This window comes from Streptomyces sp. NPDC055103 (assembly GCF_053607625.1).
In genome coordinates, this window is sequence record NZ_JBSGTX010000031.1 from 1 (window position 1) to 26,904 (window position 26,904).

General features: G+C 70.4%; 23 protein-coding genes and 3 pseudogenes. 10 read left to right on the forward strand and 16 right to left on the reverse strand.

Going from position 1 to position 26,904, the window contains the following annotated elements; translation table 11 throughout:
* Nucleotides 1-98: 98 nt before the first annotated feature.
* Together ACWFR1_RS20420 and ACWFR1_RS20425 are read right to left on the reverse strand one after the other, a co-directional pair.
* A complete protein-coding gene (locus tag ACWFR1_RS20420) occupies nucleotides 99-926 on the reverse strand; it encodes a PaaX family transcriptional regulator (protein WP_453553076.1) in 828 nt (275 codons plus the stop codon).
* 42 nt (nucleotides 927-968) lie between these two features.
* Nucleotides 969-2,591, reverse strand: a complete 1,623-nt coding sequence (locus ACWFR1_RS20425; RefSeq protein ID WP_453553078.1) for an AMP-binding protein — start codon at nucleotides 2,589-2,591, stop codon at nucleotides 969-971.
* A 306-nt stretch (nucleotides 2,592-2,897) separates the two neighbouring features.
* On the opposite strand from ACWFR1_RS20425, the gene ACWFR1_RS20430 reads away from it, so the two are divergent.
* From ACWFR1_RS20430 to ACWFR1_RS20440, 3 genes are all read left to right on the forward strand, one after another.
* Nucleotides 2,898-4,052 (forward strand): acyl-CoA dehydrogenase family protein, encoded by a 1,155-nt coding sequence (locus tag ACWFR1_RS20430; protein WP_453553080.1) that lies wholly within the window; start codon nucleotides 2,898-2,900, stop codon nucleotides 4,050-4,052.
* A complete protein-coding gene (locus ACWFR1_RS20435) occupies nucleotides 4,049-4,462 on the forward strand; it encodes a RidA family protein (protein WP_453553082.1) in 414 nt (137 codons plus the stop codon). The genes ACWFR1_RS20430 and ACWFR1_RS20435 overlap by 4 nt, the downstream gene beginning before the upstream one ends.
* 118 nt (nucleotides 4,463-4,580) lie before the next feature.
* Nucleotides 4,581-6,131, forward strand: coding sequence for an MFS transporter (locus tag ACWFR1_RS20440; RefSeq protein WP_453553084.1), 1,551 nt, complete (start codon nucleotides 4,581-4,583; stop codon nucleotides 6,129-6,131).
* Between the two features lie 137 nt (nucleotides 6,132-6,268).
* Here the strand turns inward: ACWFR1_RS20440 and ACWFR1_RS20445 are convergent, their stop codons facing one another.
* On the reverse strand, nucleotides 6,269-6,631 hold the full coding sequence (locus ACWFR1_RS20445; RefSeq protein WP_453553086.1) for a hypothetical protein: 363 nt from the start codon (nucleotides 6,629-6,631) through the stop codon (nucleotides 6,269-6,271).
* Nucleotides 6,632-6,870: 239 nt separating this feature from the next.
* Between ACWFR1_RS20445 and ACWFR1_RS20450 the strand changes: the two genes are divergently transcribed.
* On the forward strand, nucleotides 6,871-8,610 hold the full coding sequence (locus ACWFR1_RS20450) for an N-acetylmuramoyl-L-alanine amidase (RefSeq protein ID WP_453553088.1): 1,740 nt from the start codon (nucleotides 6,871-6,873) through the stop codon (nucleotides 8,608-8,610).
* 81 nt (nucleotides 8,611-8,691) lie between these two features.
* Here the strand turns inward: ACWFR1_RS20450 and ACWFR1_RS20455 are convergent, their stop codons facing one another.
* The 3 genes from ACWFR1_RS20455 to ACWFR1_RS20465 all read right to left on the reverse strand — a co-directional run bounded on the left by ACWFR1_RS20455 (nucleotide 8,692) and on the right by ACWFR1_RS20465 (nucleotide 11,699).
* Nucleotides 8,692-9,639, reverse strand: coding sequence for a L,D-transpeptidase family protein (locus ACWFR1_RS20455; protein WP_453553090.1), 948 nt, complete (start codon nucleotides 9,637-9,639; stop codon nucleotides 8,692-8,694).
* A gap of 107 nt (nucleotides 9,640-9,746) precedes the next feature.
* Nucleotides 9,747-10,670, reverse strand: a complete 924-nt coding sequence (locus tag ACWFR1_RS20460) for a LysR family transcriptional regulator (RefSeq protein WP_453553092.1) — start codon at nucleotides 10,668-10,670, stop codon at nucleotides 9,747-9,749.
* A 135-nt stretch (nucleotides 10,671-10,805) separates the two neighbouring features.
* Nucleotides 10,806-11,699: a LysR family transcriptional regulator gene (locus ACWFR1_RS20465; RefSeq protein ID WP_453553094.1), complete on the reverse strand. Its 894-nt coding sequence runs from the start codon at nucleotides 11,697-11,699 to the stop codon at nucleotides 10,806-10,808.
* Nucleotides 11,700-11,874: 175 nt separating this feature from the next.
* Between ACWFR1_RS20465 and ACWFR1_RS20470 the strand changes: the two genes are divergently transcribed.
* The gene (locus tag ACWFR1_RS20470; RefSeq protein ID WP_453553096.1) at nucleotides 11,875-13,317 is read left to right on the forward strand and encodes an MFS transporter; all 1,443 of its coding nucleotides are present in this window, start codon (nucleotides 11,875-11,877) and stop codon (nucleotides 13,315-13,317) included.
* A 29-nt stretch (nucleotides 13,318-13,346) separates the two neighbouring features.
* On the forward strand, nucleotides 13,347-13,835 hold the full coding sequence (locus ACWFR1_RS20475; RefSeq protein WP_453553098.1) for a pyridoxamine 5'-phosphate oxidase family protein: 489 nt from the start codon (nucleotides 13,347-13,349) through the stop codon (nucleotides 13,833-13,835).
* Nucleotides 13,836-13,905: 70 nt separating this feature from the next.
* On the opposite strand, the pseudogene ACWFR1_RS20480 reads toward ACWFR1_RS20475, so the two are convergent.
* The 4 genes and pseudogenes from ACWFR1_RS20480 to ACWFR1_RS20495 form a co-directional block, all read right to left on the reverse strand.
* Nucleotides 13,906-14,106, reverse strand: a pseudogene (locus ACWFR1_RS20480) (transposase); the annotation flags it as partial.
* Nucleotides 14,089-14,418, reverse strand: a pseudogene (locus ACWFR1_RS20485) (transposase family protein); the annotation flags it as partial. The pseudogenes ACWFR1_RS20480 and ACWFR1_RS20485, both read right to left, overlap by 18 nt.
* Nucleotides 14,400-14,897, reverse strand: coding sequence for an IS3 family transposase (locus ACWFR1_RS20490; RefSeq protein ID WP_453553100.1), 498 nt, complete (start codon nucleotides 14,895-14,897; stop codon nucleotides 14,400-14,402). The gene ACWFR1_RS20490 and the pseudogene ACWFR1_RS20485, both read right to left, overlap by 19 nt.
* Nucleotides 14,898-14,909: 12 nt before the next feature.
* A complete protein-coding gene (locus tag ACWFR1_RS20495; RefSeq protein ID WP_453553226.1) occupies nucleotides 14,910-15,176 on the reverse strand; it encodes a transposase in 267 nt (88 codons plus the stop codon).
* A gap of 307 nt (nucleotides 15,177-15,483) precedes the next feature.
* On the opposite strand from ACWFR1_RS20495, the gene ACWFR1_RS20500 reads away from it, so the two are divergent.
* Both ACWFR1_RS20500 and ACWFR1_RS20505 read left to right on the forward strand, forming a co-directional pair.
* Nucleotides 15,484-17,919: a polysaccharide lyase 8 family protein gene (locus ACWFR1_RS20500; RefSeq protein WP_453553101.1), complete on the forward strand. Its 2,436-nt coding sequence runs from the start codon at nucleotides 15,484-15,486 to the stop codon at nucleotides 17,917-17,919.
* 210 nt (nucleotides 17,920-18,129) lie between these two features.
* Nucleotides 18,130-18,531: pseudogene (locus ACWFR1_RS20505) on the forward strand (transposase); the annotation flags it as partial.
* Between the two features lie 241 nt (nucleotides 18,532-18,772).
* On the opposite strand, the gene ACWFR1_RS20510 reads toward ACWFR1_RS20505, so the two are convergent.
* The 6 genes from ACWFR1_RS20510 to ACWFR1_RS20535 form a co-directional block, all read right to left on the reverse strand.
* The gene (locus ACWFR1_RS20510; protein ID WP_453553103.1) at nucleotides 18,773-19,102 is read right to left on the reverse strand and encodes a hypothetical protein; all 330 of its coding nucleotides are present in this window, start codon (nucleotides 19,100-19,102) and stop codon (nucleotides 18,773-18,775) included.
* A gap of 105 nt (nucleotides 19,103-19,207) precedes the next feature.
* A complete protein-coding gene (locus ACWFR1_RS20515) occupies nucleotides 19,208-19,813 on the reverse strand; it encodes a transposase (RefSeq protein WP_453553228.1) in 606 nt (201 codons plus the stop codon).
* On the reverse strand, nucleotides 19,786-20,055 hold the full coding sequence (locus ACWFR1_RS20520) for a helix-turn-helix domain-containing protein (protein WP_453553230.1): 270 nt from the start codon (nucleotides 20,053-20,055) through the stop codon (nucleotides 19,786-19,788). The genes ACWFR1_RS20515 and ACWFR1_RS20520 overlap by 28 nt, the downstream gene beginning before the upstream one ends.
* On the reverse strand, nucleotides 19,988-20,449 hold the full coding sequence (locus ACWFR1_RS20525) for a helix-turn-helix domain-containing protein (RefSeq protein ID WP_453553105.1): 462 nt from the start codon (nucleotides 20,447-20,449) through the stop codon (nucleotides 19,988-19,990). Before ACWFR1_RS20525 ends, ACWFR1_RS20520 begins: the two co-directional genes overlap by 68 nt.
* Before the next feature lie 344 nt (nucleotides 20,450-20,793).
* Nucleotides 20,794-22,323, reverse strand: a complete 1,530-nt coding sequence (locus ACWFR1_RS20530) for a helix-turn-helix domain-containing protein (RefSeq protein ID WP_453553107.1) — start codon at nucleotides 22,321-22,323, stop codon at nucleotides 20,794-20,796.
* A 51-nt stretch (nucleotides 22,324-22,374) separates the two neighbouring features.
* Nucleotides 22,375-22,731: a VOC family protein gene (locus ACWFR1_RS20535; protein WP_453553109.1), complete on the reverse strand. Its 357-nt coding sequence runs from the start codon at nucleotides 22,729-22,731 to the stop codon at nucleotides 22,375-22,377.
* 268 nt (nucleotides 22,732-22,999) lie between these two features.
* Between ACWFR1_RS20535 and ACWFR1_RS20540 the strand changes: the two genes are divergently transcribed.
* Together ACWFR1_RS20540 and acnA are read left to right on the forward strand one after the other, a co-directional pair.
* On the forward strand, nucleotides 23,000-23,860 hold the full coding sequence (locus ACWFR1_RS20540; RefSeq protein ID WP_453553111.1) for a maleylpyruvate isomerase N-terminal domain-containing protein: 861 nt from the start codon (nucleotides 23,000-23,002) through the stop codon (nucleotides 23,858-23,860).
* 289 nt (nucleotides 23,861-24,149) lie between these two features.
* Entirely contained in the window at nucleotides 24,150-26,867 is a 2,718-nt protein-coding gene (gene acnA / locus ACWFR1_RS20545) for an aconitate hydratase AcnA (protein WP_453553113.1), read from the forward strand.
* Nucleotides 26,868-26,904: the final 37 nt, after the last annotated feature.

Below are 26,904 nucleotides of genomic sequence, written 5' to 3' on the forward strand. Positions count from 1 at the left end.
AGGATGTCTTGGAGGACAACCCTCTTCTACAGCAGCTCCGCTGCCTCGTTCACCGGCCTTGACGAACAACCCCCACCCTTAACTGAACGGCGTTGCTACTAGGGCCCGTCCCCCGTGACGAAGGGCCGCACGAACTCCGCGCCCCGGCCCCACAGCAGCTCGTGCAGGGCCGCAAAGACCTCCGCCGAGCGCCGGCCCGGCCAGTCGTCGGGTAGCAGCTCCGCCGGCAGCACCGGGTCCGCGTACGGCAGGCGGCGCCAGGAGTCCAGGACCAGGAGATACGCGCGGTACGCGTCCTCCGGGCCGCTCGGCGCCGACCGCCAGGCCCGCAGGACCGGCTCGTGGGCCGCGAGGAACTCCTCGTGCAGCCCCGCGATCGCCGGCAGGTCCCACCAGCGGGCCACCGCCTCGGCCGTGGCCGCGTACCCCAGGTGCTCGCCGCGGAAGAGGTCCACGTACGTCGAGAGCTCCAGCCGCTCCAGGGCGTTCCGCGTCTCCTCGTACAGCCGGGCGGGCGCGATCCAGACGCCCGGCGCCGCCGTGCCGAAACCCAGCCGGGCGAGCCGCGAGCGCAGCAGGTGCCGCTTGTGCCGCTCGGCCTCGGGGACCGAGAAGACGGCCAGGACCCAGCCGTCGGACAGCTTCGGCTCCGTACGGGCGTAGATCCGGCGGTCGCCGTCGTCGAGGAGCCGCCGGGCGTCCGCCGACAGGGTGTAGCCGGCGGCCCCGTCCGCCGTCCTGCGCGGCAGCAGCAGCCCGCGCCGCTTCAGCCGCGACACGGAGGAGCGCACCGAGGGCGCGTCCACGCCGAGCCCTCCGAGGAGCCGGATCAGCGCGGCCACGGGCATGGGGGAGTCGTCGGGCGCACGGCCGTACGCGCCGTAGAGGGAGACGATCAGGGATCGGGGAGTGTGCTGCTCGGCCACGTGATCACTTTAGGGGGTGGGGCTGACAGGCCCGCTCCCGGATCAGACCGGATCGCGCAGCCGGAAGCGCTGGAGCTTGCCCGTCGCCGTGCGCGGCAGCGCGTCGAGGAAGACGATCTCGCGCGGTGACTTGTACGGGGCGAGGCGGGCGCGGACGAAGGCCCGCAGCGCGGCGGCGGTGACGGAGTCGCGCGGCACCCCGTCCCGTACGACCGTGTACGCCACGACGACCTGGCCGCGCAGCTCGTCGGGGCGGCCCACGACCGCCGTCTCGACCACGTCGGGGTGGCCGAGGAGCACCTCCTCGACCTGAGGGCCCGCGATGTTGTACCCGGCCGAGATGATCATGTCGTCGGCCCGTGAGACGTAGCGGAACCAGCCGTCGGGCCGGCGGACGTACGTGTCGCCCGTGACGTTCCAGCCCTCCCTCACGTACTCGGCCTGGCGCGGGTCGGCCAGATAGCGGCAGCCCACCGGGCCGCGCACGGCGAGCAGCCCCTCCTCGCCGTCCGGGACCTCCCGGCCCTCGCGGTCCACGATCCTGGCCTGCCAGCCGGGCACCGGGCGCCCCGTGGTGCCGGGGCGGATGTCGCCGTCGGCGGCGGAGATGAAGATGTGCAGGAGTTCGGTCGCGCCGATGCCGTTGATCAGGCGCAGGCCCGTGCGGCCGTACCAGGCCTTCCAGGTCGCCTCCGGCAGGTTCTCGCCGGCGGAGACGCACCGCCGCAGCGAGCTCACGTCCGGGGCCTCGCCGCCGGCCAGCTCGTCGAGCATCACCCGGTAGGCGGTCGGGGCGGTGAAGAGCACCGAGACCCGGTGGCGCTCGATCGCCGCGAGCAGTTGCTTGGGGCCGGCCTGTTCGAGCAGGACCGCGCTCGCCCCGGCCCGCAGGGGGAAGACGACGAGCCCGCCGAGGCCGAACGTGAAGGCGAGCGGCGGCGAACCGGCGAAGACGTCGTCGGGCAGCGGGCGCAGGACGTGCGCGGAGAAGGTGTCGGCGACGGCGAGGACGTCCCGGTGGAAGTGGACGCAGCCCTTCGGGTGCCCGGTGGTGCCGGAGGTGAAGGCGATGAGCGCGACGTCGTCGGCGGCGGTCGCCACCGCCTCGTACCGGCCGGGGCGGCGGGCGGTGAGGGCGAGGAGGTCGTCGGGTCCTTCCCCGCCGAAGGGGGTGACGCGGAGGTCCGGGATCCGGGCGGCGAGGAGCTCGTCGAGGGAGTGGGCGTCGCAGAGCGCGTGGGTGCAGCGGGCGGCCTCGGCCATCACGGCCAGCTCGGGGGCGCGCTGCTGGGCCAGGACGGTGACGGCGACAGCGCCGGCCTTCATCACGGCGAGCCAGCAGGCGGCGAGCCAGGGGGTGGTGGGGCCGCGCAGGAGCACGCGGTTGCCGGGCCGGACCCGCAGGTCGGAGGTGAGGACGTGGGCGATGCGGTCGACGTGGTCCTGGAGCTCTCCGTAGCTCCAGATCCGTCCCTCGCTGTCGTGGAAGGCGGGCCGGTCCGTGCCGAATCGTTCCACCGTACGGTCGAGCAGTTCCGCGCCGCAGTTGAGCCGGTCGGGGTAGGCGAGCTCCGGCAGGTCGAAGAGGAGCCGGGGCCACCGCTCCGGCGGGGGCAGCCGGTCGCGGGCGAAGGTGTCGAGGTGGGCCGAGGGCGTCAGCTCCATGAGTCCGTCCCCCTGTCGTGGTGGGGTCGCTCAACGCCACACGAGCGTATCGTGTTGGTGACGGCAGTCAACAGTCCGCGACAAGAGCACCGATCGGTACGAGGGTAGGAGCGGCGACCGGCGCGAGGACAGGCGCGCCGGGCGGCACAGGGACGAAGGCGCCCGAGGGTACCGGGACGACGGCGCCGGCCGGTACCGGGACGACGGCGCCGGCCGGTGCCGCGACGACGGCGCCGAGCGGCGTCGCGACCAGGGCGCCTGAGGGCGTCGCGACCAGGGCGCCGGAGGGCGTCGGAGAGGGCCCACATGTCCGCATTCTCGCTCGATCCGGCACAGATCACCTGGTGTGCGGAGCTCCGCGCGCTCGCCGCCGACCACCTCGCGCCGCTCGCCGCGAAGGGCGAGCCCGGCCGAGTGAACCGCCCCCTCGTCGCCGCCCTCGGCGACCTCGGCCTCCTCGCCCGCCTCTTCGACGCCGGCGCCCTCGACCTGTGCCTCCTGCGCGAATCCCTCGCGCAGGCCTGCACCGAGGCCGAGACCGCCCTCGCGCTCCAGGGCCTCGGCACCCACCCCGTCGCCGCCTTCGGCACCGAAGCGCAGCGCGCCCGCTGGCTCCCCGAGGCGGCCGCCGGACGGGCCGTCGCCGCCTTCGCGCTCTCCGAGCCCGGCGCGGGCTCCGACGCCGCCGCCCTCGCCCTCGACGCCGTCCCCGACGGGCGCGGCGGCTGGCACCTCCACGGCGAGAAACGGTGGATCTCCAACGCGCCCGAGGCCGACTTCGCCACCGTCTTCGCCCGCACCACCCACGGCGCGGGCGCCCGCGGCGTCACCGCCTTCCTCGTCCCCGCCGACCGCCCGGGACTCGGCGGCGAGGCCCTCGACATGCTGTCCCCGCACGCCCTCGGCACCCTCACCTTCGACGGCGTCCCCGTCGGCCCCGAGGACCTCCTCGGCGAGCCGGACCAGGGCTTCCGGGTCGCCATGCACACCCTCAACCTCTTCCGGCCCAGCGTCGGGGCCTTCGCCGTCGGCATGGCCCAGGCCGCCCTGGACGCCGCCGTCGCCCATACCGCGGCCCGCCCCGCCTTCGGCGGCGTCCTCGCCGACCTCCAGGCCGTCTCCCACCGGATCGCCGAGATGGCCACCCGCACGGAGGCAGCCCGCCTCCTCGTGTACGCCGCGGCCACCGCGTACGACAGCGGGGACCCGGACGTGCCGAGGCGGTCCGCCATGGCGAAACTCCTCGCCACCGAGACCGCGCAGTACGTCGTCGACGCCGCCGTCCAGGTGCACGGCGCCGCCGCCCTGCAACGCGGCCACCTCCTGGAACACCTCTACCGCGAGGTGCGGGCACCGAGGATCTACGAGGGGGCCACGGAGGTCCAGCGCGCGATCATCGCCAAGGAGCTGTACGCGGCCCACGCGCGGCTCCAGGACGCGCGGGAGGTCCGGTCCGCATGAGCCTCCACCGCCACAACCCGGCCGAACTCGCCCCGCCCACCGGCTTCTCCCACGCCGTCACCGCCACCGGCACCCGCCTCGTCTTCCTCGCGGGGCAGACCGCGCTCGACAGTGAGGGGGAGGTCGTCGGGGACACTCTCACCGAGCAGTTCACCACCGCCCTCGGTAATCTGCTCACCGCCCTGCGGCACGCCGGCGGCACCCCCGCCGACCTCGCGCGGGTCACCGTCTACACCACCGACGTCGACGACTACCGCGCACACGCCCCCGAACTCGGCCGGGTCTGGCGCCGGTTGGCGGGCCGTGACTATCCGGCGATGGCCGTCATCGGAGTCGTACGCCTCTGGGACGAACAGGCGCGGGTGGAACTGGACGGCTTCGCGGTCCTGGACGAGCCGGCCCCCGCCTGAGCGTCCGACGGCACCGCCATTGATCAACTGGTCACCCGTGCGGCCCTGGCTTAATGTCGAAAGGTGGACTGACCGGCCCACGGCTCCCCAGTGAGGGCGCGATGCGCCATGAGAAGCCATGACCAGTAACCCCAAGCCGACGACTCCGACGGCGACCGCCCAGCGCAAGAGCGGCGGGGACGGCAAGGGCGTCGCCCTGTTCGTGATCGCCTCCTGCCAGTTGATGGTGGTCCTGGACATCACCATCGTGAACATCGCTCTGCCGGACATCCAGCGGTCCCTGGAGTTCTCGACGACCAGCCTGTCCTGGGTCGTGAACGCCTACACGCTGACCTTCGGCGGACTGCTGCTCCTCGGCGGACGCGCGGGCGACATCCTGGGCCGCCGCCGGGTCTTCATCTTCGGTGTCCTGCTCTTCGGATTCGCCTCCCTGCTCGCCGGCTTCGCCCAGAGCGACTGGCAACTCCTCGCGGCCCGCGCCCTCCAGGGCGTCGGCGGCGCGATCGCCTCGCCGACCTCGCTCTCGCTGATCACCACGACCTTCGACGAAGGACCCGAACGCAACCGCGCCTTCGGTGTGTTCGCGGGCGTGTCGGCGGGCGGCGGCGCCATCGGCCTCCTCGCGGGCGGCATCCTCGTCGAATGGCTCGACTGGCGCTGGATCTTCTTCGTGAACGTGCCGATCGCCCTGATGATCGCGTTCCTGACGCCCCGCCACGTCAAGGAATCCCCGCGCCAGCCAGGCCACTTCGACGTGGCCGGGGCGCTCACCTCGACCCTCGGCATGGTCGCCCTGGTCTACGGATTCATCCGCGCCGCCCAGGAAGGCTGGCGCGACCCATACACGATCGGCTCGTTCGCCGCCGCGGTCGTCCTGCTCGTCACCTTCGTCCTGGTGGAGAAGCGCTCCCGGCAGCCGATCACCCCGCTGCACATGTTCGCCGACCGCAACCGCGCGGGCACCTACGGCATCATGCTCTGCCTCGCGGCAGCGATCTTCGGGATGTTCTTCTTCCTGACGCTCTTCGTGCAGACCGTCCTCGACTTCAGCCCGCTCCAGGCCGGCCTCGCCTTCCTCCCCGTGAGCGCGGTCATCGCGGTCGCCGCCGGCATCACCTCCCAGCTCCTGCCCAAGTTCGGCCCGAAGCCCTTCATGGTGCTGGGCTCCCTCTGCCTGGCGGCCGGCCTCTCCTGGCTCACCCTGACCGACGTCGACTCGACCTACGCGGGATCGATCATCGGCCCGATGCTGGTCTTCAGCCTCGGCATGGGCTTCATGTTCGTCTCGCTGACCCTGATGGCCCTCTCCAACGTGGCCCCGAAGGACTCGGGCGCGGCCTCCGGCCTCCTCAACGCGACCCAGCAGGTCGGCGGTTCGCTGGGCCTCTCGATCCTGGTCACGGTCTTCGGCACAGCCAGCCGCAACGAGGCCGACCAGCAGGTCCCGGCCTTCCTGTCCCAGGCGGGCCCCGTGGAGAAGGCCCGCTTCGCGGAGACGGGACAACTCCCGCCCCCGTGGAGCCACGAGGTCCTGACCTCGGGCGTCTCCGCCGGCTTCATCGTCGCCGCGGCCTTCGCGATCCTCTCCTTCCTGATCGCCCTCTTCGTGATCCAGGTCAGGCCCTCCGACATCGAACGCCTCAAGGGCGGCATGATGCCGGGCGCGTGACCCTTCGGCCCCTGGGGCCGGGCGCGTGACCCCTTCGGCCCCTGGGGCCGGAAGCGTGACCCCTTCGACCCCTGGGGCCGGGAGCGTGACCTTTCGGCCCCTGGCCATGCCCCGCGCGATTCCAGGCACCGTGGGAGTCACCCCGCCCAGGGGTCGATCCCCTGCTCCAGCAGCCGCTCCTCCTCGCTCTCGCTGAGGAGGAGCGCGGGATGCCTGCCCCAGAGCGCGAGGTCGCTGAGGCGGTTTGCCGGGAAGTCCGCCCGCAGGATGCGGACGAGGAACTCGGCCATTCCGCAGTCGTGGCGCTGCCAGACACCCTTGCCCCGGTGGTGGACGAGCGCCGGCCATGAGGAGGGGGCGTCTGCTCGTCCGCCTTCGGCTCGGGCACCTGGACCTGGATGAAGCCCCACGACTCGCCCGCCCACGCGGGCCCGGTCGACGGACGTGCCGGGTGCCGCCTTCGGCGGCATGAGCCGCCGCAGCGTCTCCAGACAGGTCACCGGGATACCTCCTGTTCGTTGTCCGGTTTGCCCGCTCGGGTGTGCCGGAGTGGGCCCGTCGTGTATAACCACTGCGCCGTGCGACGGGAAGACGAGGTCCGAACTCCTCACAGCCGAAAGGCGAGGGAAGCTCCAGGGTGCCGAACCCGATGTCGCCACCCTCGATTCCCGTCCCACGACATGAACAGCCGCCGGCGATCGGCCGCGGACACTGAGCAGTTGCGCACGAGGGATGGAACATGAGTCCGAGAGGGACCCGCGCCAGGCGGGCGAACGGCAAGAAGCGGGCCATCTGGTCCGCAGCGGGGATCGTTGTCCTGGGAAGCACGGGTGTGACCGCCGTCGCCGCCTCGGTGGGCGGCGAGGACACCGGTCCTGGTGACGGGACACGGCCGGCGAAGGCGCATGTACTGGCGCTGGACGGCAAGGACCCGAAGAAGCGCGCGCTCCCGCGCACCGAGACACAGACGTTCTCGCTCATCGGCGTCTCGTGGGAGGACAGCGGCGACACCTTCGAGGGCACCGCTCAGATACGTACGCGCAAGGCGGCCACCGGCGAGTGGAGCGCATGGCGCGACCTCGACTTCGACGTACGGGCGCCGGAGTCCACCGAGGGCGAGGAGCAGGAGGTGCGCGGCGCCTCGGAGCCGCTGTGGGTCGGCCCGTCGGACGGGGTCGAGGCACGGGTAGTCGCGGACGGCGTGGAGACCGCGGTGCCCGACGCGCTCCGCCTCGACATGATCGACCCCGGCGAGACCGTCAGGACCAAGGGCAACGGCGGCACCAAGGGGAACGGAAAGGGGGGCACCAAGCCCACCGCCACCCCCGACGCCACGCAGACCACCCCGGCCGACCCCGAGCCGACCGACGCACCGACGACTTCCGCGCCCAGCACCACTCCTGGCGACACGTCAGGAGGCTCCGGGGGCGGCGAGACGTCGCAGCCTCCGACCGAGGAGCCGACGGGTTCGACGGGTACGCCGGAGGACCCGACTCCGTCCGCCACCCCGACCGCGACCGCCCCGGGCACGGACCCGACGGACGCACCGACGGACGAACCCACCGGGACACCGACCGACGGCCCGACCGACGGCCCCACCGACGTGCCGACCGACGGTCCCACCGACGGCCCGACCGACGGCCCCACGGACGCGCCCACCGACGGCCCCACGGACGTGCCCACCGACGGCCCCACCGACATGCCGACCGACGGCCCCTCGACCGAGCCCTCCACCAGCGAAGCCCCCACCGGTCCGACCCCCAGCACGGTGCCGACGGAGGAGCCCACCGACCCCGCTCCCACCACCGAGCCGAGCAGCCAGACCCCCGAACCCACCACCACGGTTCCCACCACCCCCACCACCCCGACCGCTCCGGCGATCGTCAGCCGTGCCGGCTGGGGCGCGGACGAGTCTCTCGTCAAGGACCCGCCCTCGTACCTGAACAAGGTCGACGCCGTCTTCGTCCACCACACCGCCGGGACGAACGACTACGCCTGCGCCGACTCCCCGGCCATCATCCGTGCGATCCTCACGTACCACGTGGGGACGAACGGCTGGAACGACATCGGCTACAACTTCTTCGTCGACAAGTGCGGCACGGTCTTCGAGGGCCGCGCGGGCGGCGTGGAGCGGCCGGTCCTCGGAGCGCACACCTACGGCTTCAACAGCTACTCCTCGGGCATCTCCCTGCTCGGTGACTACGAGAACGGCGGCACGCCGACGGCCGCGGCCAAGCAGGCCATCGCCGACGTCGCCGCCTGGAAGCTCGGTCTGCACGGAGTCGACCCGGAGGCGAAGGTGACGCTCACCGCCGCCGCCGACACCGGCGTGTGGAAGAAGGGCCAGGCGGCCACGCTGAACACCATCTCCGGACACCGCGACGGCTACGCCACGCTCTGCCCCGGCGCGACCCTGTACTCCGAACTCCCGGCGATCCGCACGGCGGCGGGCAGCTCCCCGTACGTCACCGGAAACTGACGGGCACGACGCCCATCACGCACACACCAGCGGCCGGGACCCTCCACAGGGTCCCGGCTGCCTGGCGTCACACGACGCGACTCATCCGATGGCTATGCGCGGGTTCGCCGACGGCTTGACCCAAGCCATGAACCGGTCCATCGTCGCCCGCGGCACCGACACACAACAGGCCGTCGCACCACTGCCGTTGACGTGGAGGAAGATCCCGGCACCACGACCGGGCACGGCGGGCCACCGGTTGAAGTTGATGACCAGCGCCTTGGCGTACTGCGTCGGGTAGTTGATCAGGTGCTCACTGCCGCGCTCACCGGCCTCGGTGAGCGGGAAGTCGGCACCCTCGGCGGTGTGCATCTGGTTGTAGAACTTCGACTCCGGGTCCTGCACCCACCAGTGACGGTCGTCGACCTTGGTGTACGGCATGGCCGTCCCGCCGGACTCGACCCCGAAGCCCTCGGTGATCGTGTACGTGCCCGAAGGCGTCGTGTACGTGCTCTGCTGACGGGTCGCGCCGTCCACGACACCGTTGGAGCCGACCCGTCCGGCGCTCGTGGAGAACTGCGCCTTCCAGCCGGAGGAACACTTCTGCCACGCGGTGACGGTGGCGGACGAGCCGCTTGCCTTGACCGTGATGACCTGCGTCGCGCTCCCGACCGTCACCGGCACGGGGAAGTTCGGCGCAGCGGCGGCGGGCGTGGACGTCTGCTCCCCCGATCCGCTGCCCGTCCCCCCGCCGGCCGTGGTACCCGCGGGCCTCGGCGTCGGAGCCGTGCTCCGGGAGGGCTTGACAGAGGCGGACCGGGTCACGGAGGGCGACACGGACGGGGAGGTGGAGGGTGACGCCGAGGTGGAGGGAGACGTCGAGGCCGAAGCCGATACGGAGGGCGACGTCGAGGCGGAGGACGAGGCGGCCGGACTCGCCGGCGCCGAGCCGGCCTCCGTCGCGTGGTCGCCCGGCTCGGCGCCGGGCGCGGCGGAGACCGTGGAGCCGGCGGGCTCCTTCTGGCCGCCACAGGCCGATACGAGAGGCATCGTCCCGATGACGGCCAGCACGGACGCGTACCTAGAGAACGGCGGAGGATACGAGCCCTCGGTATGCCGGAAGTCCAAGCGCAGCATGTCGGAAGTCCACGCGCGGCTCACACCGGCGCGGCCGTCCGCGGGTCCCCCTGCGCCATCTCCTGTGCCGCCGCGCGGGCCGCGCCCGCGAAGGCCTTCAGTGCGCCGGTGGTGTTCCCGGCGCGCCAGACGAGGCCGTAGCCGGTCGGCTCCGCGTCGGCGACGGGGACGTACGCGACGCCGGGCCGCGCGAAGTAGGTCGCCGTGTGCGCGGCGGTGAGGAGGGCGCCCCGGCCGCCCGCGACCAGCATCAGGGCCTCCTGCATCTGGGTCACGGAGGGGCCGGGGGTGATGGGCCTGCCGCTCGGGGTGTGGGTGGGGGTGTGGTGCTCCTGCCAGTAATCGGGCAGCTCGCCCTCGACGGTGAGGAGGAGGACGTCGGCGAGATCTTCCAGGGAGATGGTGTCGCGGGCGGCGAGCGGATGCGCGGACGGTACGGCGAGGACACGCTCCTCGGTGAGGAGGAGCGGGCCGCCGCCCAGGTCATGCTCCCGGACAGGGAACTCCTGGAGCTGGACGTCGAATTCACCGTCGCGCAGACGCCCGTACGGATCGGTCATCGGCACCTCGCAGATCTCCACCGCGAGGCCGGGATGGCTGATCCGTAGCGCCTCCGTCACCTTCATCACGATCTCGCCGGTGAGCGGGTTGGAGAATCCGACGTGCAGGACCGTGTCGATGCCGCGCGCGGTGGTGGCGGCGCGCGCCAGAGCGGCGTCCATCGCGCGGTGGAGCGGTTCGAGGTCGGCACGCAGCTGGCGGCCGATCGCCGAGATGGCGACGCGGCGGCTGGTGCGGATGAACAGCGGGGCTCCGACACGCCGTTCGAGACGCTGGATCAGCTGGCTGACGCGGGCGCGGGAGAGCCCCATACGGTCGGCGGTGCGCCCGAAATGCAGCTCTTCGGCGAGCAGGAGGAAGCACTCGACTTCGTCGCGTTCCATGGGACGGACCCCCTCAGGTGAACCGGATCGGCAAGCCCGGTCCGGTCAACGCCCGGATCCTCGCCGTTGTTCCGGCGGCCGGCGGCCGTCGGCGGCAGCGGTGGCGCGGTGGCAGCGGTCCCCGCGGTCCCCGCCTCACGACCGCTGCTGAGAGGTGGCACAGAGCTCGATGAAGGCGTGCACCCCGGCGTGCTCGCATGAGGCCGGCCAGACGAGCCCGTACTCGACGGGTGGGGCATCGCGGAAGGGGACCCACGCGATGTCGGGCCGACTGTAATAGCGCTCGGATCCAGCGGAGGCCGGCGCCACGCCCTGGCCCGCCCCGACGAGGTTCAGGATCTCGGTCCAGTAGGTGCCGGCGTGGAGCTGCGGGACAGACCTTCCGGAAGGGGTGTGCCGGGGGAAGTGGTGGTTCAGGAAGTACTCCGGGACGGTGGCGTCGGAGATGGTCAGCAGGGTGGTGTCGGCGAGATCCTCCAGGGACACGGACTCCCGCCGCGCGAGGGGGTGGTGGGCCGGAACCATCAGCACACGGTGTTCGGAGGACAGGACGGGGCCGACGGCGAGGTCCGGTTCCTCAACCGGCAGCTCGGTGACCTGGAGATGGATCCGGCCGCGGCGGATCGGGCCGTAGGGGTCGGAGAGCTGCACCTCCTGGATCCCGATCTCGCAGTCGGGGTGGCACGTCCTGAACCGTTCGGCCAAGCTCAACAGGACGTGGGCCGTCATGGGACTCGAGTAGCCGATCCGCAGGGGGCCGGTGATGCCTCGTACGGCGGAGACGGCCCGCGCGAGCGCGCGCCGGGTCTGCTGGTGGGCGGGGTACAGATCGCTGCGGAGCTGCTCGCCGACGGGTGTCAGCGCCACCCGTCTGCTGGTGCGGATGAACAGCGGGGCTCCGACGCGTCGTTCCAGACACTGGATCAGCTGGCTCACTCGGGCGCGGGAGAGGTGCATCCGTTCTGCGGTGCGCCCGAAATGCAGCTCCTCCGAGAGCAGGAGAAAGCACTCGATCTCGTCGCGTTCCATCGGTTCCCCCAAGTGAGCCGGATCGGTAAGCCCTGCTGAACGAACGTCCAGATATTGGCCGTTGTTCCGCCCGCGCCTGTTGGCCGAAGGTGGACGAGCCGCCCTCCCAGCAGACGGCACACCTCGATACCACCCTCGTTGCCACCCTCTGTCTCCAACCAGGAGTTGACCTGTCATGAGTACGACCAAGGCGGCTGCCGCTGCGCTCAGTGCCCGGGAATGGGGCGTGCTGCTTGTCCTCTGCGGCGCGATCTTCCTCGAAGGCATCGACGTCGCCATGCTGAACGTGGCGATGCCCGCCATCCGCGCGGATCTCGGACTGTCCACCGGCATGCTGCAGTGGGTGATGAGCGCGTACGTCCTCGGCTACGGCGGCTTCATGCTGGTCGGCGGCCGGGCGGCGGATCTCTTCGGACGGCGCCAGATGTTCGTGTTCTGGCTCTCGGTGTTCCTGGTCTTCTCCGGGCTCGGCGGATTCGCCTCCGAGGGCTGGCAGCTGATCACCGCCCGGTTCGTGACCGGTGTCGCGGCGGCCTTCATGACCCCGGCCGGGCTCTCCGTCATCACCACCGGCTTCGCGGAGGGCCCGCGCCGTAACAAGGCTCTGCTCTTCTACTCCGGAACGGCCGCCGGCGGGTTCTCGATCGGCCTGGTCGTGGGCGGACTCCTCGCCTCGGTCGACTGGCGATGGGTGTTCTTCGCGCCGGTGGTCCTCTCGGCGCTGATCCTGATCGGCGCGCTGGCCTTCGTACCGAAGTCGCCGCGGCCCGACCGGACCGGACAGAGCCTCGACCTGGCCGGCGGCCTGACCATCACCGCGGCCATCCTGCTCCTGGTCCTGGGTGTGGAGCGGGTGAGCCACGCCTCGCTCGTCTCGACCGTCGTCACGCTGGGCGCCGGCCTGGCTTTCCTCGCCGCGTTCGTCGTCATCGAACGCCGCGCCGCCGTACCCCTGGTCCGGCTCGGCATCTTCCGCAGCGCCCCACTGGTACGGGCCAATATCGCCGGTCTGCTCTTCGCCGCCGGGTTCTTCGGCTTCCAGTTCCTGGTCGTCCTCTACCTCCAGGAGCTGCGCGGGTGGTCCACCCTGGAGACCAGCTTCGCGATGATCGTCATCGGTATCGACGCGATCCTCTCGCCGACGGTCGTCCCCAGGCTGGTCGACCGCTTCGGCAACGCACGCCTGATCTTCGGCGGCCTGGTCCTCGCTTCCCTCTCGTACGCGCTCTTCCTGCCGCTCGGCGCCGATTGGACCTACCTCGCGATGCTTCCGAGCCTGCTGCTGCTCGGTATCGCCTTCGCCCTGACGTACGGTCCGCTGACCATCGTCGCGACGGAGGGCGCCAAGGAGGAGGAGCAGGGGCTGGCCGGCGGGCTCCTCTACACCGCGTTCCAGTTCGGCGCGGCACTCGGTCTCTCGGGGGCCGCCGCGGTCAACGTCGCTGCCACCGCGTCGGATTCGGCTGCCGCACGCCTTGACGGATACCAGGCCGCGCTGTGGGTACCGCTCGCCGCGGCACTGGGCGCGGTGCTGGTCAGCGCCTTCGGAGTGCGGTCGGGCAAGGGCCATGTGGTCTCGGAGCGCGAGCCGTCGCCCGAACTCACCACCGCCAAGTGACCCCCGCCCAAGGGGAAGGAGCACCCGCCGTGCCCGCCACCAAGACCGACACGTTCACCGACGTCCAGGACACCTTCTTCAGCTACATCCGCGACATCAAGTACGCCACGATGATCACTGTCGACCGCAAGAACCGGCCGCGAGCCAGAGTCCTCCTCCCCGTCTGGGAGATCGTCGACGGTCGCCCGGTCGGCTGGCTGGCCGCCTACAAGACCCCGGTCAAGGCGGCGCACCTGGCCCACAGCCCGTACACGACGTACTCGTACTGGAACCCCCGCCAGAACACCGTCCACGTCGACGCCCTCTCCACCTGGGTCGAATCCGACACCGACCGGCAGCACGCCTGGGACCTCTACCTCGAGGGCGGTCCGCCGGGGGTGGGCTACGACCCGGTCCACTACTGGCGGGGCGGACCCGAGGATCCGGAGTATCACGTGATCCGGATCGAACCCTGGCGGATCCAGTTGGTCAGGGGCTCGGATCTGCGGAGCACGATCTGGCAGCCGGCCGAAGGCTGAGCCCGCCAACGCCGAAGGGCCCCATCGCGAAGGCGAATTCGAGGGGTCGTTGCAACACAGTGCGAGTTGATCAAGCCGCGATCAGCTTAGCGAGACGCTCGGCTGGGGTTTCCCAGCCGAGCGCTTTGCGTGGGCGGCTGTTCAGTTCGGCGGCCACGGCCTCCGGGCCCTCGGGGGTGTGGACCGCGAGGTCGGTGCCCTTGGGGAAGCACTGCCGCGGCAGGCCGTTGGTGTTCTCGTTCGAGCCGCGCTGCAGCCGCCCGTGCGGGTCGGTGATGACCTGCACGTTCATGCCGTGTTTCTTGTGTTTGCCGGAGTAGAAGGGTCGGTCAGCGGCGACGCGGTCGATCGGCAGCGGCGTGCCGTCCAGGATCACGAACGCCTTGGTGGAGGCAGTCTTCATCGCGTCGGCGAGGGTCGGTGCGAGGGTGGACAGGACCTCGATGGCCTCGGCGATGTTCCGGCAAGCGGTGGTGGTGCCGACACCGAAACCGGCGGCGAGCTGGGCGTAGGTATGGCCGGAGCGCAGCTGCGCGAGGGCAAGCAGGGGTTGGCAGCGCGCGTTCAGGCGGCGCCACCGTGTTGGCGGCCCGGTTGTACAAGGTCAGCAACCGTCGGCACCAGGCGACGCACATGACGGATACGCCTCAAGGCTTTTGGCGCAACCGCCCAGAGTCGCTCCTGACCTCTGATCCTGGACACATGGGATGCGGAGAACCCGACGTCGAACCGGTCTGGCGAACCGAGACGTATCCCGCGACCGTTCGTTGGAGCGGACGGCATTCCCTCAGGGTGGCGGCCCCGTAGAGCCTCCAGCCCCAGCTCGGCCATCAGCCGCTCGACGGTGCAGCGGGCCACCTCGACGCCCTTGCGTCCCAGGGCCCGTGTGATCCGGCGGGCACCATAGGTGCCGCCCGACTCGGCATGAATTTCTTCGATCAGCGCATGAGCTGTTCGTCCCGGAGCCGACGGGCCGACTTCGGCCGCTTCTTGCGGGCGAAGCACGTCGACGGGGACAGCTCCAGCACCCGGCAGACGGGATCGACCCGGGGCCGTGTCCACGCAGGTGGTCGATCACCTGCTCGGCCATGTCCGGGGACGGTCGATCTCCTGGGCGAAAAACACCGAAGCGGCTTTCAGTATCTCGTTCGCCCGCCTCAACTCCGCTACTTCCCTGCGGAGTTGCTTCAACTCGTCGAGCTCGGCAGTGGTGAACCGGTCGTCCCGCTTGCCGCGGTCGGCCTCGGCCTGGCGGACCCAGCCGCGCAGGGCTTCCTTGTGGATGCCGAGGCCCTTCGCAACGTGAGTGATGGGGCGGCCGGTGGTGCGGACCCCGCGGATCGCGCGCTCGCGGAGCTCGTCCGGGTATTTACGGTGCTGCCATGGTGCTGGTGGTTCTCCTTCGCCAGGACGGTAACCCTGGCATCAGGGACTCCACAAATCTCAGTACAGCTCACCTGGCTCGCTCGCACCCGGCAGGCCCACCGTTTCCGCCGGCTGCGGAGCAGCTGGCTCCGATTCGGGTCGAGCGCTGCGGAATCCTGGTTCCCAGGGGGTGGCAATCGCTTTCTGTCCCGGGCATGCTGTCGGCCACAGCGCCGACCGCCGGGCGCGCGCTCTCTTTCCCCCCCAGGAGGTCCGCCCCGCCATGCACTCCTCCGTGCCCGCTTCCCTGCTGTCCCGACGCGGTCTGCTGCGCGCCGCCCTGGGCACCGCCGCCGTCGCACCGCTCGCGGTGCCGCTAGCCGCGACGCCCGCGCGAGCCGCCGACGCGTACGACGCGCTGCGCGTGACGTGGCGGGAGCTGAGCCTCGGTACGAACGTCACTCCGACCACCGAGCCCTTCGCCTCGAAGCTCGCCGCGCTCGGCGACACCGCCCGTAGTCTGCGCTCCTCCATGGCCCGGACGAACGGCTCGCTCTGGCCGGACCTGCCCTACGCGGACCCCGAGCCGGACACGGACGCCGAGTCGTACACGTACTCCGGGAACCTCAACACCAGTTACAACCGGCTGCGCACCCTCGCCGAGGCGTACTCCCAGCCCGGCACCGGTCTCACCGACGACACGGCCCTGCGGGCCGAGATCCTCGCCGGACTCGACCACCTCCACGACCAGGCTTACCACGCGACACAGGCCCGCTACGGCAACTGGTACAACTGGCAGATCGGCATTCCTCAGGCGTTGCTCGATATCGACATCCTGCTCTACGACCACCTCGGCGCGACCCGGATCACCGAACACTGCGCCGCCGTCGACCACTTCGTTCCCGACAGTGCCGTGGCGAATTACACCGGCACGTCCACCGGCGCCAACCGGGTCGACCTGTGCCGGGTCCTCGCTCTGCGGGGCGTCGTCGGCAAATCCGCCGCAAAGCTGACCCTGGCCCGTGACGCGCTCTCGCCGGTCTTCCCATACGTCACGAGTGGGGACGGGCTCTACGCCGACGGGAGCTTCATCCAGCACACCTACGTCCCTTACGCGGGTTCGTACGGCGCGGTCATGCTCGGCGGCCTGTCCCTGCTGTTCGCGCTGCTCAAGGGTTCGCCGTGGGAGGTCACCGACGGCGGCCGGCAGGTCGTGTTCGACTCCGTGGAGAAGGCGTACGCGCCCTTCCTCTTCAACGGCCTGGCCATGGACGCCGTATCCGGACGGGCGATCAGCCGGGGGATACAGAAGTCGGACACCCGGGGCGTCCATCAGGACGACCATCTGCGCGGCCACTCGATCATCGCGTGCGTAGCGCTACTCGCGCAGAGCGCGTCGGCGGCGGAGAAGGCTCGTTGGGAGGGGATGGTCAAGGGCTGGATCGCCCGCGACTACTACAGCCCGCTGCTCGCCAGCCCCGCGCTGGGCGTCGCCGCGCTCGCCCGCCTCAAGACCGTCGACGACGGCGCGGCCGCGGCGAGCCTCGAACCGTCCGGCCACCGTCTCTTCTCCGGTATGGACCGGGCCGTGCACCGCCGCACCGGCTGGGCGGCCTCGCTCTCCATGGCTTCGAATCGGATCACTTACTACGAGAACGGCAACGGCGAGAACCTGCGCGCCTGGCACAGCGGCTCCGGAATGCTCTACTGGTGGGGCGGCACCTTCGCCAACGGACAGTACAGCGACCACTTCTGGCCGACGGTCGACCCGTACCGGCTGCCGGGCACCACCGCCTCCCGCAAGCCGGTCGCCGACGGCGAAGGCGGCACCTGGGGCGCGGCCCGGCCCGACGTACGCTGGGTGGGCGGGACGACCGACGGCACGTACGCGGCCGTGGGGCAGTACCTAAAGGGCCTGTCCTCCACGCTCCTGGCCAAGAAGTCCTGGTTCTTCCTCGACGACGCGATCGTCTGCCTGGGCTCCGGGATCCACGGGCGCGACGGCACGGGCGTCGAGTCGGTCGTGGAGAACCGCAACCTCGGTGAGACCGGTGTACACGCCTTCACCGTCGACGGCACGGCCCAGCCGACCACGCTCGGCTGGAGCACCACCCTCACCGGCGCGCGGTGGGCGCACCTCGCCGGGCAGGCGGGGTACGTCTTCCCCGGCGGCGCCCCGGCGTTGAAGGCACTGCGCCAGGCCCGGACGGGCGCGTGGTCGGACATCAACAAGGGCGCCGTGACCGATCCCGTCACCCGCCGGTACGTCACCCTCTGGTTCGACCACGGCACCGATCCGACCTGGGACACGTACTCCTACGTCCTGATGCCCGGCGCGAGCCAGGCACAGACGGCCGCCCGCGCGGCCGACACGAACTGGCTCACTGTCCTCGCCAACACCAAGGAGCAGCAGGGCGTACGCGTGCCCGCGCTGGGTTTCACCGGCATCAACTTCTGGCTCGCCGGCACGGTCGGCGACGTCATGACCGGCGCCCCCGCGTCCGTGCTGATCCAGGAGTCCGGCACCACCGCCACCGTGTGCGTCTCCGGCCCCCTGCGCGACGGCGCGACGATCGACCTCACCTGGAACCGCCCCGTGTCGGCCGTGCTGTCCAAGGACGCGACGGTCCAGGTGGTGGCTACGGGTTCCGCGCTCCAGCTCCGGATCACTCCAGGAACGCTCGCCGCCACGCACAAGGCGGTGGTCGGGCTCGCGTGAAACCCGCCGCGACGCGCCTGCGTGCGCGCGGGAGAGAAGGGCTCGGCCCTACGTCCAGCCCTCATATATTTGATTCTGGAGCAATGATCAAGACCTGTGGATCAACCTCGGGTCAGTGCGTGAAGGGCGTACCTTCCCGAATCATCCTGTGATGGTCATCGAGTAGGCCGACGTTGGCGCGTCGGTCGGGAAGGCACGCCCGCGCTCACGGTGGTCAACGAAGCCGGAACGACACCACACGGCTCCCTGATTGACGAGATCGTGCGCGAGGGCGCACGGGGGATGCCCGCCGCCGCGCTGGAAGCTGAAGTCGACCCCGGTATAGCCGATTTGGTCGATCGGCGGGGCGAGTCCGGGCGGCGCCCGGTCGTGCGCAACGGCTACCACCAGCCCAGAAGGGTCACCGCTGCGGCCGGAGCAATCGAGGTCAAGGCCCCGCGGGTCAATGACAAGCGCGTCGACGAGGCGACCGGGGAGCGCAAGCGGTTCTCCTCGGCGGTCCTGCCACCCCGGGCCCGCAAGTCCCCGAAGATCAGCGAGGTGCTGCCCCTGCCTTACCTGCACGGTCTGTCGTCGGGCGACTTCGTGCCCGCTCTGGATCAGTTCCTCGGGCTCCTCCGCCGACCGCCCCCGCAACTTGACAGACGACATTAGGAATCACTTCCCCGGGGCGTACGGCTCTTGTCCGGCAGACGATAGCGCTGAGCGGATGATCGGTTCGGCCCATTTGGGCCGCCAGCGGCTGGGTAGCCGGCAGGCCGTCGCGGGGATCGTTGAGCGGCTGGTACCGGATGAGTCGGGGGAGCTGTTCCGGCGGCTCATCCGTCTGCTGTTCCGAGGGTTGGGGGCCCCTTCAGCATCGTTGCGCGGGCCCGATGGCCGTGAGGCCCACCTGCGCGGCGAGCCAGTGGGCGTACGGCTCCCTCATCTGACGGCTATCGATGTCGACGCTGCGGACGTGGAGGAGGACGGTGTGGTCATCGGCAGGCTCGTCGTGCCCGCGGGTGCTGGTGTTGAGAGGGAGCGTTACCTCTGCTTGCTTGGACTCGCCCAGAAAACCCACTTCGGGCGCATCCGGCCAGCACAGGTCCTGCCAGTTGATCTCGCTCACGCTCGGGCCGATTCCCGCCGTGAAGGCGTCCTCGACGCTGCCGACCGCTTGGCCGAGCAACTCGTAGTCCACCGCGCCCTTCGTACGCGGCTGGGGCGGCCGGCAGGCCCGCCCCCAGGACGCCTACGAGCCATGCGGGAAGGTCTTCGAACGGCACTCGGCGGTCGAACTCCCCGTTCAGTTCCTGCCCCCCCCCGGAACCATCCCTCGGGCAGCTCCTTCGCCGCCCGCCGCGCCTCGTCGACCGAGCGGAATTCGGCGTATCTTGATCAGAAACTCAGAGGGTTCTCCTCCGAGATGTAGCGGGCGTGCGGGCCGCCGAAGTAGCTGCGGACGATGTGCGGTTGACGCTGGAGCCGGTGGAAGGAACTGCGGGTTTCGGCGGCGAGCTCGGACTGGTTCCTGGCCCGATGGGTGTGGGGGCAGGCTGAGCTTGAGGTCGGTGTTGACCAGCTCGTCCGGGTTCAGCTCGGGTGAGTACGAAGGCAGGAAGTGCAGCTCGATGTCGTCCTGATGGTCGGCGAGCCAGGGCCGGACGCTCTTCGAGCGGTGGGCCGGGTGCCGGTCGACGTGCAAGTGGGCCTTCCGGTCGAAGTGTCCGGCGATCCGTGCGAGGAAGCGGCACGTGACCTTCGCTTCGAACGACTCGGTGAAGGCCTGAAGCGCATCCGGCTGTGGGTGCTGATCGCGGACATCGTGTTCACGGAGAAGCGGTTCCCGGTGCGGCGGACGATGGGAGTCGTGCCTTTGGCGCCCTAGGTGCGGCCGGTGACCTGGTCCGATCGGACCCCTACCCGATCACCGAAGAGACCCTCGGCGTTCTCCGCCTTCACCTCGGCCCGGATCGCCGGCCAGGTCTTCCCGTGCCAGAGGCGGACCGATTCCGGGTCCTGCTCGACCGCCCGCTTGTCCGGACGCTGGAATGTCAGCCCCCAGCGTCTGAGGTACTTGCCCACCTCAGGCTCGGTGAAACGGACCCGGTACAGCTTGAAGATCAGTACGCCTGTCTGCTCCCGTGTCCACAGCCCGAAAGTCCCACGCCGGAGGGGACGTGATCGAGGGCCGCCTGTCGGGCGGCGTCCTGCTCGGCCCGGACAGGACCTGGTGCTCACCCGCGCGGCGGCCTCGCGGGCGGGGCAGCGGCACGTCCCGGCCGCCGGCCTGCCACTTCGCCCACCAGTTGTCCACGGCCCTGACCGGCACCTTGAACAGAGTGGCAACCTCTACCCGGTCCCGACCGTCCACCAGAGCGGACACCGTCAGCGGCCGCACAGCCTCCGGCGAGTCCGGCAACCGCGCTGGCGCGTCCTCGCCAGATCGCTCACACGCCGTCAACAACCTGCACTCTAAAGCGTTTTGGAGCGATGTGAAGGCAAGGTCGACCACTTCGGTTCGTTGAAACAATGCGGCGCACGCCACGTGTCATGGCGGCCCGGTTGTACAAGGTCAGCAACCGTCGGCACCAGGCGACGCACATGACGGATACGCCTCAAGGCTTTTGGCGCAACCGCCCAGAGTCGCTCCTGACCTCTGATCCTGGACACATGGGATGCGGAGAACCCGACGTCGAACCGGTCTGACGAACCGAGACGTATCCCGCGACCGTTCGTTGGAGCGGACGGCTCTCCCTCAGGGTGGCGGCCCCGTAGAGTTCCGACTCGGGCGCAAAGTCCCAGAGAAGTCCCACGGGGCACGCCACACCTCCCACCGTTGCGCATTGTCGCAGGTCAAGTTGGTTGCACTGGCGATTGCCTGACGGTCTGTCAGATGTCGCGGAAGATCTCGATCTGCGCGCCCACCGAGTTGAGGCGCTCCGCCAGTTCCTCGTAGCCGCGGTTGATGACGTACACGTTCCGCAGGACCGACGTGCCCTCGGCCGCCATCATGGCCAGGAGGACGACCACCGCCGGGCGCAGGGCCGGGGGGCACATCATCTCGGCGGCGCGCCAGCGGGTGGGGCCCTCGACCAGGACGCGGTGGGGGTCGAGGAGCTGGAGGCGGCCGCCGAGGCGGTTGAGATCGGTGAGGTAGATCGCGCGGTTGTCGTAGACCCAGTCGTGGATGAGGGTCTTGCCCTGCGCCGTGGCCGCGATGGCCGCGAAGAAGGGGACGTTGTCGATGTTCAGGCCCGGGAAGGGCATCGGGTGGATCTTGTCGATCGGCGCCTCCAGCTTGGAGGGGCGGACCGTCAGGTCGACGAGGCGGGTGCGGCCGTTGTCGGCGGCGTACTCGGCCGAGCGGTCGTGGTCGAGGCCCATCTCCTCCAGGACCGCGAGCTCGATCTCCATGAACTCGATCGGGACCCGGCGGATCGTCAGCTCCGACTCGGTGACGACCGCCGCGGCCAGGAGGCTCATCGCCTCGACCGGGTCCTCGGAGGGGGAGTAGTCGACGTCCACGTCGATCTGCGGCACGCCGTGCACGGTCAGGGTGGTGGTGCCGATGCCGTCGACCCGGACGCCCAGCGCCTCCAGGAAGAAGCACAGGTCCTGGACCATGTAGTTGGAGGAGGCGTTGCGGATGACCGTCACACCGTCGTGGCGGGCCGCGGCGAGCAGCGCGTTCTCGGTCACCGTGTCGCCGCGCTCGGTCAGGACGATCGGGCGGTCGGGGGAGACCGAGGGCTCGACCTGGGCGTGGTAGATGCCCTCGGTGGCGGTGATGTCCAGGCCGAAGCGGCGCAGCGCGATCATGTGCGGCTCGATCGTGCGCGTACCGAGGTCGCAGCCGCCGGCGTACGGCAGCTTGAAGCGGTCCATGCGGTGCAGCAGCGGGCCGAGGAACATGATGATCGAGCGGGTGCGGATGGCGGCCTCGGAGTCGATGGACTCCATGTCCAGCTCGGCCGGCGGCACGATCTCCAGGTCCACGCCGTCGTTGATCCAGCGGGTGCGCACCCCGATGGAGTTGAGGACCTCCAGGAGCCGGAAGACCTCCTCGATGCGGGCGACCCGGCGCAGGACCGTGCGGCCCTTGTTGAGGAGCGAGGCGCAGAGCAGCGCGACACAGGCGTTCTTGCTCGTCTTGACGTCGATGGCTCCGGAGAGCCGGCGGCGCCCGACGACGCGGAGGTGCATGGGGCCCGCGTAACCCAGGGACACGATCTCGCTGTCGAGTGCCTCGCCGATCCGGGCGATCATCTCAAGGCTGATGTTCTGGTTGCCGCGCTCGATCCGGTTGACGGCGCTCTGGCTCGTGGCCAGTGCCTCGGCAAGCTGCGTCTGCGTCCAGCCGCGGTGCTGCCGGGCGTCACGGATGAGCTTGCCGATGCGTACGAGGTAGTCGTCTGCCATGGCGTCACGTTATCTCAGATATGAGATGACGATCTCCATTGGGGTGGGCCGTCAGGGTGACAGTGTGTGCGCGGTCGGGTGACGCGGCTCGTACAGGGGGAGTTCGGTACCGCTCGGCAGACGGATGGCCGCGAGCAGGCCCCAGCCCTGGTCGGTGATGGGGCGTGAGATCTCGGCGCCCCGGTCCTCCAGGTCCGTCAGGGTGCGGGTGATGTCGTCGCACATGAGGTAGACCTCGTGCTTCGGCTCGCCCTCCGTGGGGTGTACGGCGAACTCTGCGGGTGGCAGCTTGAAGATGAGCCAGCCGCGGCCGGCGTCCACGTGGTCGAAGCCGAGGACGTCCTTGAGGAACGCGCGGTCGGCCTCCGCGTCCTGGGTGTAGAGAATCACGTGCGCGCCGTTGAACATGACTCGATCCTCGGGTCTTCGGGTGCCTCCGGCCATTCGTGCGCGGCCGTTCGTGCGCGGCGATTCGTGCGCGGCCGTTCGTGCGCGGCCGTTCGTGCGCGGCGATTCGTGCGCGGCGATTCGGGCGGGGCGATTCGGGCGGGGCGGCTCGCGCGCCGCGATTCGTGCCCGGCCGTTCGTCTGCAGCCCGTTCGTGTCCGCAGAGGTCTGTCGCCGGCGTGCTACTCGGCGGTAATCTGCGGGCCCGTCCGCAGCTTGGGGGAGTGGCATGGCCACCGTCACGACGTTCGATCCTGTCGCCGAGCACCGGAAGACCCGCGCCGCGCTGGCCGCCGCGATCCCGCGGCTCGCGCGGCTGTTGTGTGACGTCCCCGACCTGGACGCGCCCTCCGGTGTCCCGGTGTGGACCGTGGGCGACGTCGGCGCGCACCTCACGTCCGTGTACCTCGCGTACGGCGCCGTCGTCTCCGCCGACGGGGCCATGGACTGGGACGGTGTCCTGCCGCCCGGTGACCTGCCCTTCGTCGAGCGGATCACGGTCATGAACGCCACCTCCGTCGGCCTCCTCGACGGCGACGGGCGCGCCCGGCTCGGCGACCTCGTCGTCGAACGGGGCGAGGCCTTTCTGCGGGTCACCGAGGGCCTCGCCCCGGACGCCCCGGTCACCGCGCCCTGGTATGGGCCGGGGGCGACGCTCACGGTGGCGGTGGTGACCGGTCTGATGCTCAGCGAGACCCTCGTGCACGGGCTGGACATCGCGCGCGGCGCCCGGCTTCCGTGGCCGATCGGCCCGGACGAGGCGAGCCTGGTGATCGGGCAGTCGATGCCGACGATGATGGCCCTGGCCCTGGACTCGGGGAAGTCACGCGGGGTCCGCATCGCGTTCGACCTGGTCGTCAAGGGTGGCCCGCGGCTGGCGGTCGTCGTCGACGACGGGGCGATGACGGTGACGCGCGACGCCCCGCCGTGTGCCTACGACTGCAGGATCACGGTGGCGCCCACCACGTTCCTGCTGGTCTCCTTCCGCCGTACGCCGATCTGGAAGGCGATCGCGCAGGGCCGGATGCGGGCCGGCGGCCGCAGGCCGTGGCTCGCCCCGCGGCTCGGCGAGCTCGTCTCCACTCCGTGAGGCGGGCCCAACCCCCTGACTCAGGCGCAATCCCCCGACGCACCCTCGCGCGCCAGTCGTCAGCCCCCGCCCGAGGTGACGCGCGCCACCACGGATCTCAGGGGCGGCCGGGCATGACCGAGCGGCGGGGATGCACTAGAGTTATCTCGACATCGAGATAACTGCTTACGGCGCACCGTGGCCGCCTGCCCGGTAAGGGTTCCCTAACTAAGCCTTACCTTAGCGGATCGGCGAGGGGCCGTGGCGGCAGCATGACGGTAGTACGCGCACATTGATGAAGGAGACTGTCGTGTCGGCGAACAGCTTCGACGCCCGCAGCACGCTGCGCGTGGGCGACGAGTCGTACGAGATCTTCAAGCTGGACAAGGTCGAGGGCTCCGCGCGCCTCCCTTACAGCCTGAAGGTCCTCCTGGAGAACCTGCTCCGCACCGAGGACGGCGCGAACATCACCGCCGACCACATCCGGGCGCTCGGCGGCTGGGACTCGCAGGCTCAGCCGAGCCAGGAGATCCAGTTCACGCCCGCCCGCGTGATCATGCAGGACTTCACCGGTGTGCCCTGCGTCGTCGACCTCGCCACCATGCGCGAGGCCGTCAAGGAGCTCGGCGGCGACCCGGCGAAGGTCAACCCGCTCTCCCCGGCCGAGCTGGTCATCGACCACTCCGTCATCGCCGACAAGTTCGGCACCGCGGACGCCTTCGGCCAGAACGTCGAGCTGGAGTACGGCCGCAACAAGGAGCGCTACCAGTTCCTGCGCTGGGGCCAGACCGCCTTCGACGACTTCAAGGTCGTCCCCCCGGGCACCGGCATCGTCCACCAGGTGAACATCGAGCACCTGGCGCGTACGGTCATGGTCCGCAACGGCCAGGCGTACCCGGACACCCTCGTCGGCACCGACTCCCACACCACCATGGTCAACGGCCTCGGTGTGCTCGGCTGGGGCGTCGGCGGCATCGAGGCCGAGGCCGCGATGCTCGGCCAGCCGGTCTCCATGCTGATCCCGCGCGTCGTCGGCTTCAAGCTGACCGGCGAGCTCCCGGCCGGCACCACCGCCACCGACCTGGTCCTCACGATCACCGAGATGCTGCGCAAGCACGGCGTCGTCGGCAAGTTCGTCGAGTTCTACGGTGAGGGCGTCGCCGCGACCTCCCTCGCGAACCGCGCCACCATCGGCAACATGTCGCCGGAGTTCGGCTCCACCGCCGCGATCTTCCCGATCGACGGCGAGACGCTGAAGTACCTCAAGCTCACCGGCCGCTCCGAGCAGCAGGTCGCGCTCGTCGAGGCGTACGCCAAGGAGCAGGGCCTCTGGCTCGACCCGGCCGCCGAGCCCGACTTCTCCGAGAAGCTGGAGCTCGACCTCTCGACGGTCGTCCCGTCGATCGCCGGCCCGAAGCGCCCGCAGGACCGCATCGTCCTCGCGAACGCCGCCCAGCAGTTCGCCCTGGACGTCCGCAACTACGTCGACGAGGTGGACGAGGCGGGCAAGGAGTCCTTCCCGGCTTCCGACGCCCCGGCGAACCACCCGAACGGCGCCCCGTCGAAGCCGGTCACCGTGACCGCCCCCGACGGCTCGACCTACGAGATCGACCACGGTGCGGTGACGGTCGCGGCCATCACCTCCTGCACCAACACCTCGAACCCGTACGTCATGGTCGCCGCCGCGCTCGTCGCGAAGAAGGCCGTCGAGAAGGGCCTGACCCGCAAGCCGTGGGTCAAGACCACCCTCGCCCCGGGCTCGAAGGTCGTCACCGACTACTTCGACAAGGCGGGTCTCACCCCGTACCTCGACAAGGTCGGCTTCAACCTCGTCGGCTACGGCTGCACCACCTGCATCGGCAACTCCGGCCCGCTGCCGGAGGAGGTCTCCAAGGCCGTCAACGAGCACGACCTGGCCGTGACCTCGGTGCTCTCGGGCAACCGTAACTTCGAGGGTCGCATCAACCCCGACGTCAAGATGAACTACCTGGCCTCGCCGCCGCTGGTCGTCGCGTACGCCCTCGCCGGCTCCATGAAGGTGGACATCACCAAGGACGCCCTGGGCATCGACCAGGACGGCAAGCCGGTCTACCTGGCGGACATCTGGCCGTCCGAGGCCGAGGTCAACGACGTCGTCGCCAACGCCATCGGCGAGGACATGTTCAACAAGTCCTACCAGGACGTCTTCGCGGGCGACGCCCAGTGGCAGGCGCTGCCGATCCCGACCGGCAACACCTTCGAGTGGGACACCGAGTCCACCTACGTCCGGAAGCCCCCGTACTTCGAGGGCATGACGATGGAGACCACCCCGGTCACCGACATCGTCGGCGCGCGCGTCCTGGCGAAGCTGGGCGACTCGGTCACCACCGACCACATCTCCCCGGCCGGCGCCATCAAGGCCGACACCCCGGCCGGCAAGTACCTCACCGAGCACGGTGTGGAGCGTCGTGACTTCAACTCCTACGGCTCGCGCCGAGGCAACCACGAGGTCATGATCCGCGGCACGTTCGCCAACATCCGCCTGCGCAACCAGATCGCGCCGGGCACCGAGGGCGGCTTCACCCGCGACTTCACCCAGGCCGACGCGCCGGTGGCGTTCATCTACGACGCCTCGCGCAACTACATCGAGCAGGGCACCCCGCTCGCGATCCTGGCGGGCAAGGAGTACGGCTCCGGCTCGTCCCGCGACTGGGCCGCCAAGGGCACCGCGCTGCTCGGCGTCAAGGCCGTCATCGCCGAGTCGTACGAGCGCATCCACCGCTCGAACCTCATCGGCATGGGCGTCCTGCCGCTCCAGTTCCCGGAGGGCGCGAACGCCGAGTCCCTCGGCCTGACCGGCGAGGAGACCTTCTCCTTCACCGGCGTGACCGAGCTGAACAACGGCACCACCCCGCGCACGGTCAAGGTCACCACCGACACCGGTGTCGAGTTCGACGCGGTCGTCCGCATCGACACCCCCGGTGAGGCGGACTACTACCGCAACGGCGGCATCATGCAGTACGTGCTCCGCAACCTCATCCGCGGCTGACACCAGCGCCGGATCCGGTGACGGACAAGGGCCCCGC

Bases quoted from the DNA above. Each gene is read 5' to 3' on its own strand.
- ACWFR1_RS20425 (WP_453553078.1), bottom strand. From the start codon at position 2,591: ATGGAGCTGACGCCCTCGGCCCACCTCGACACCTTCGCCCGCGACCGG.
- ACWFR1_RS20430 (WP_453553080.1), top strand. From the start codon at position 2,898: ATGTCCGCATTCTCGCTCGATCCGGCACAGATCACCTGGTGTGCGGAG.
- ACWFR1_RS20435 (WP_453553082.1), top strand. From the start codon at position 4,049: ATGAGCCTCCACCGCCACAACCCGGCCGAACTCGCCCCGCCCACCGGC.
- ACWFR1_RS20440 (WP_453553084.1), top strand. From the start codon at position 4,581: ATGACCAGTAACCCCAAGCCGACGACTCCGACGGCGACCGCCCAGCGC.
- ACWFR1_RS20450 (WP_453553088.1), top strand. From the start codon at position 6,871: ATGAGTCCGAGAGGGACCCGCGCCAGGCGGGCGAACGGCAAGAAGCGG.
- ACWFR1_RS20455 (WP_453553090.1), bottom strand. From the start codon at position 9,639: ATGCCTCTCGTATCGGCCTGTGGCGGCCAGAAGGAGCCCGCCGGCTCC.
- ACWFR1_RS20460 (WP_453553092.1), bottom strand. From the start codon at position 10,670: ATGGAACGCGACGAAGTCGAGTGCTTCCTCCTGCTCGCCGAAGAGCTG.
- ACWFR1_RS20465 (WP_453553094.1), bottom strand. From the start codon at position 11,699: ATGGAACGCGACGAGATCGAGTGCTTTCTCCTGCTCTCGGAGGAGCTG.
- ACWFR1_RS20470 (WP_453553096.1), top strand. From the start codon at position 11,875: ATGAGTACGACCAAGGCGGCTGCCGCTGCGCTCAGTGCCCGGGAATGG.
- ACWFR1_RS20500 (WP_453553101.1), top strand. From the start codon at position 15,484: ATGCACTCCTCCGTGCCCGCTTCCCTGCTGTCCCGACGCGGTCTGCTG.
- ACWFR1_RS20530 (WP_453553107.1), bottom strand. From the start codon at position 22,323: ATGGCAGACGACTACCTCGTACGCATCGGCAAGCTCATCCGTGACGCC.
- ACWFR1_RS20535 (WP_453553109.1), bottom strand. From the start codon at position 22,731: ATGTTCAACGGCGCGCACGTGATTCTCTACACCCAGGACGCGGAGGCC.
- ACWFR1_RS20540 (WP_453553111.1), top strand. From the start codon at position 23,000: ATGGCCACCGTCACGACGTTCGATCCTGTCGCCGAGCACCGGAAGACC.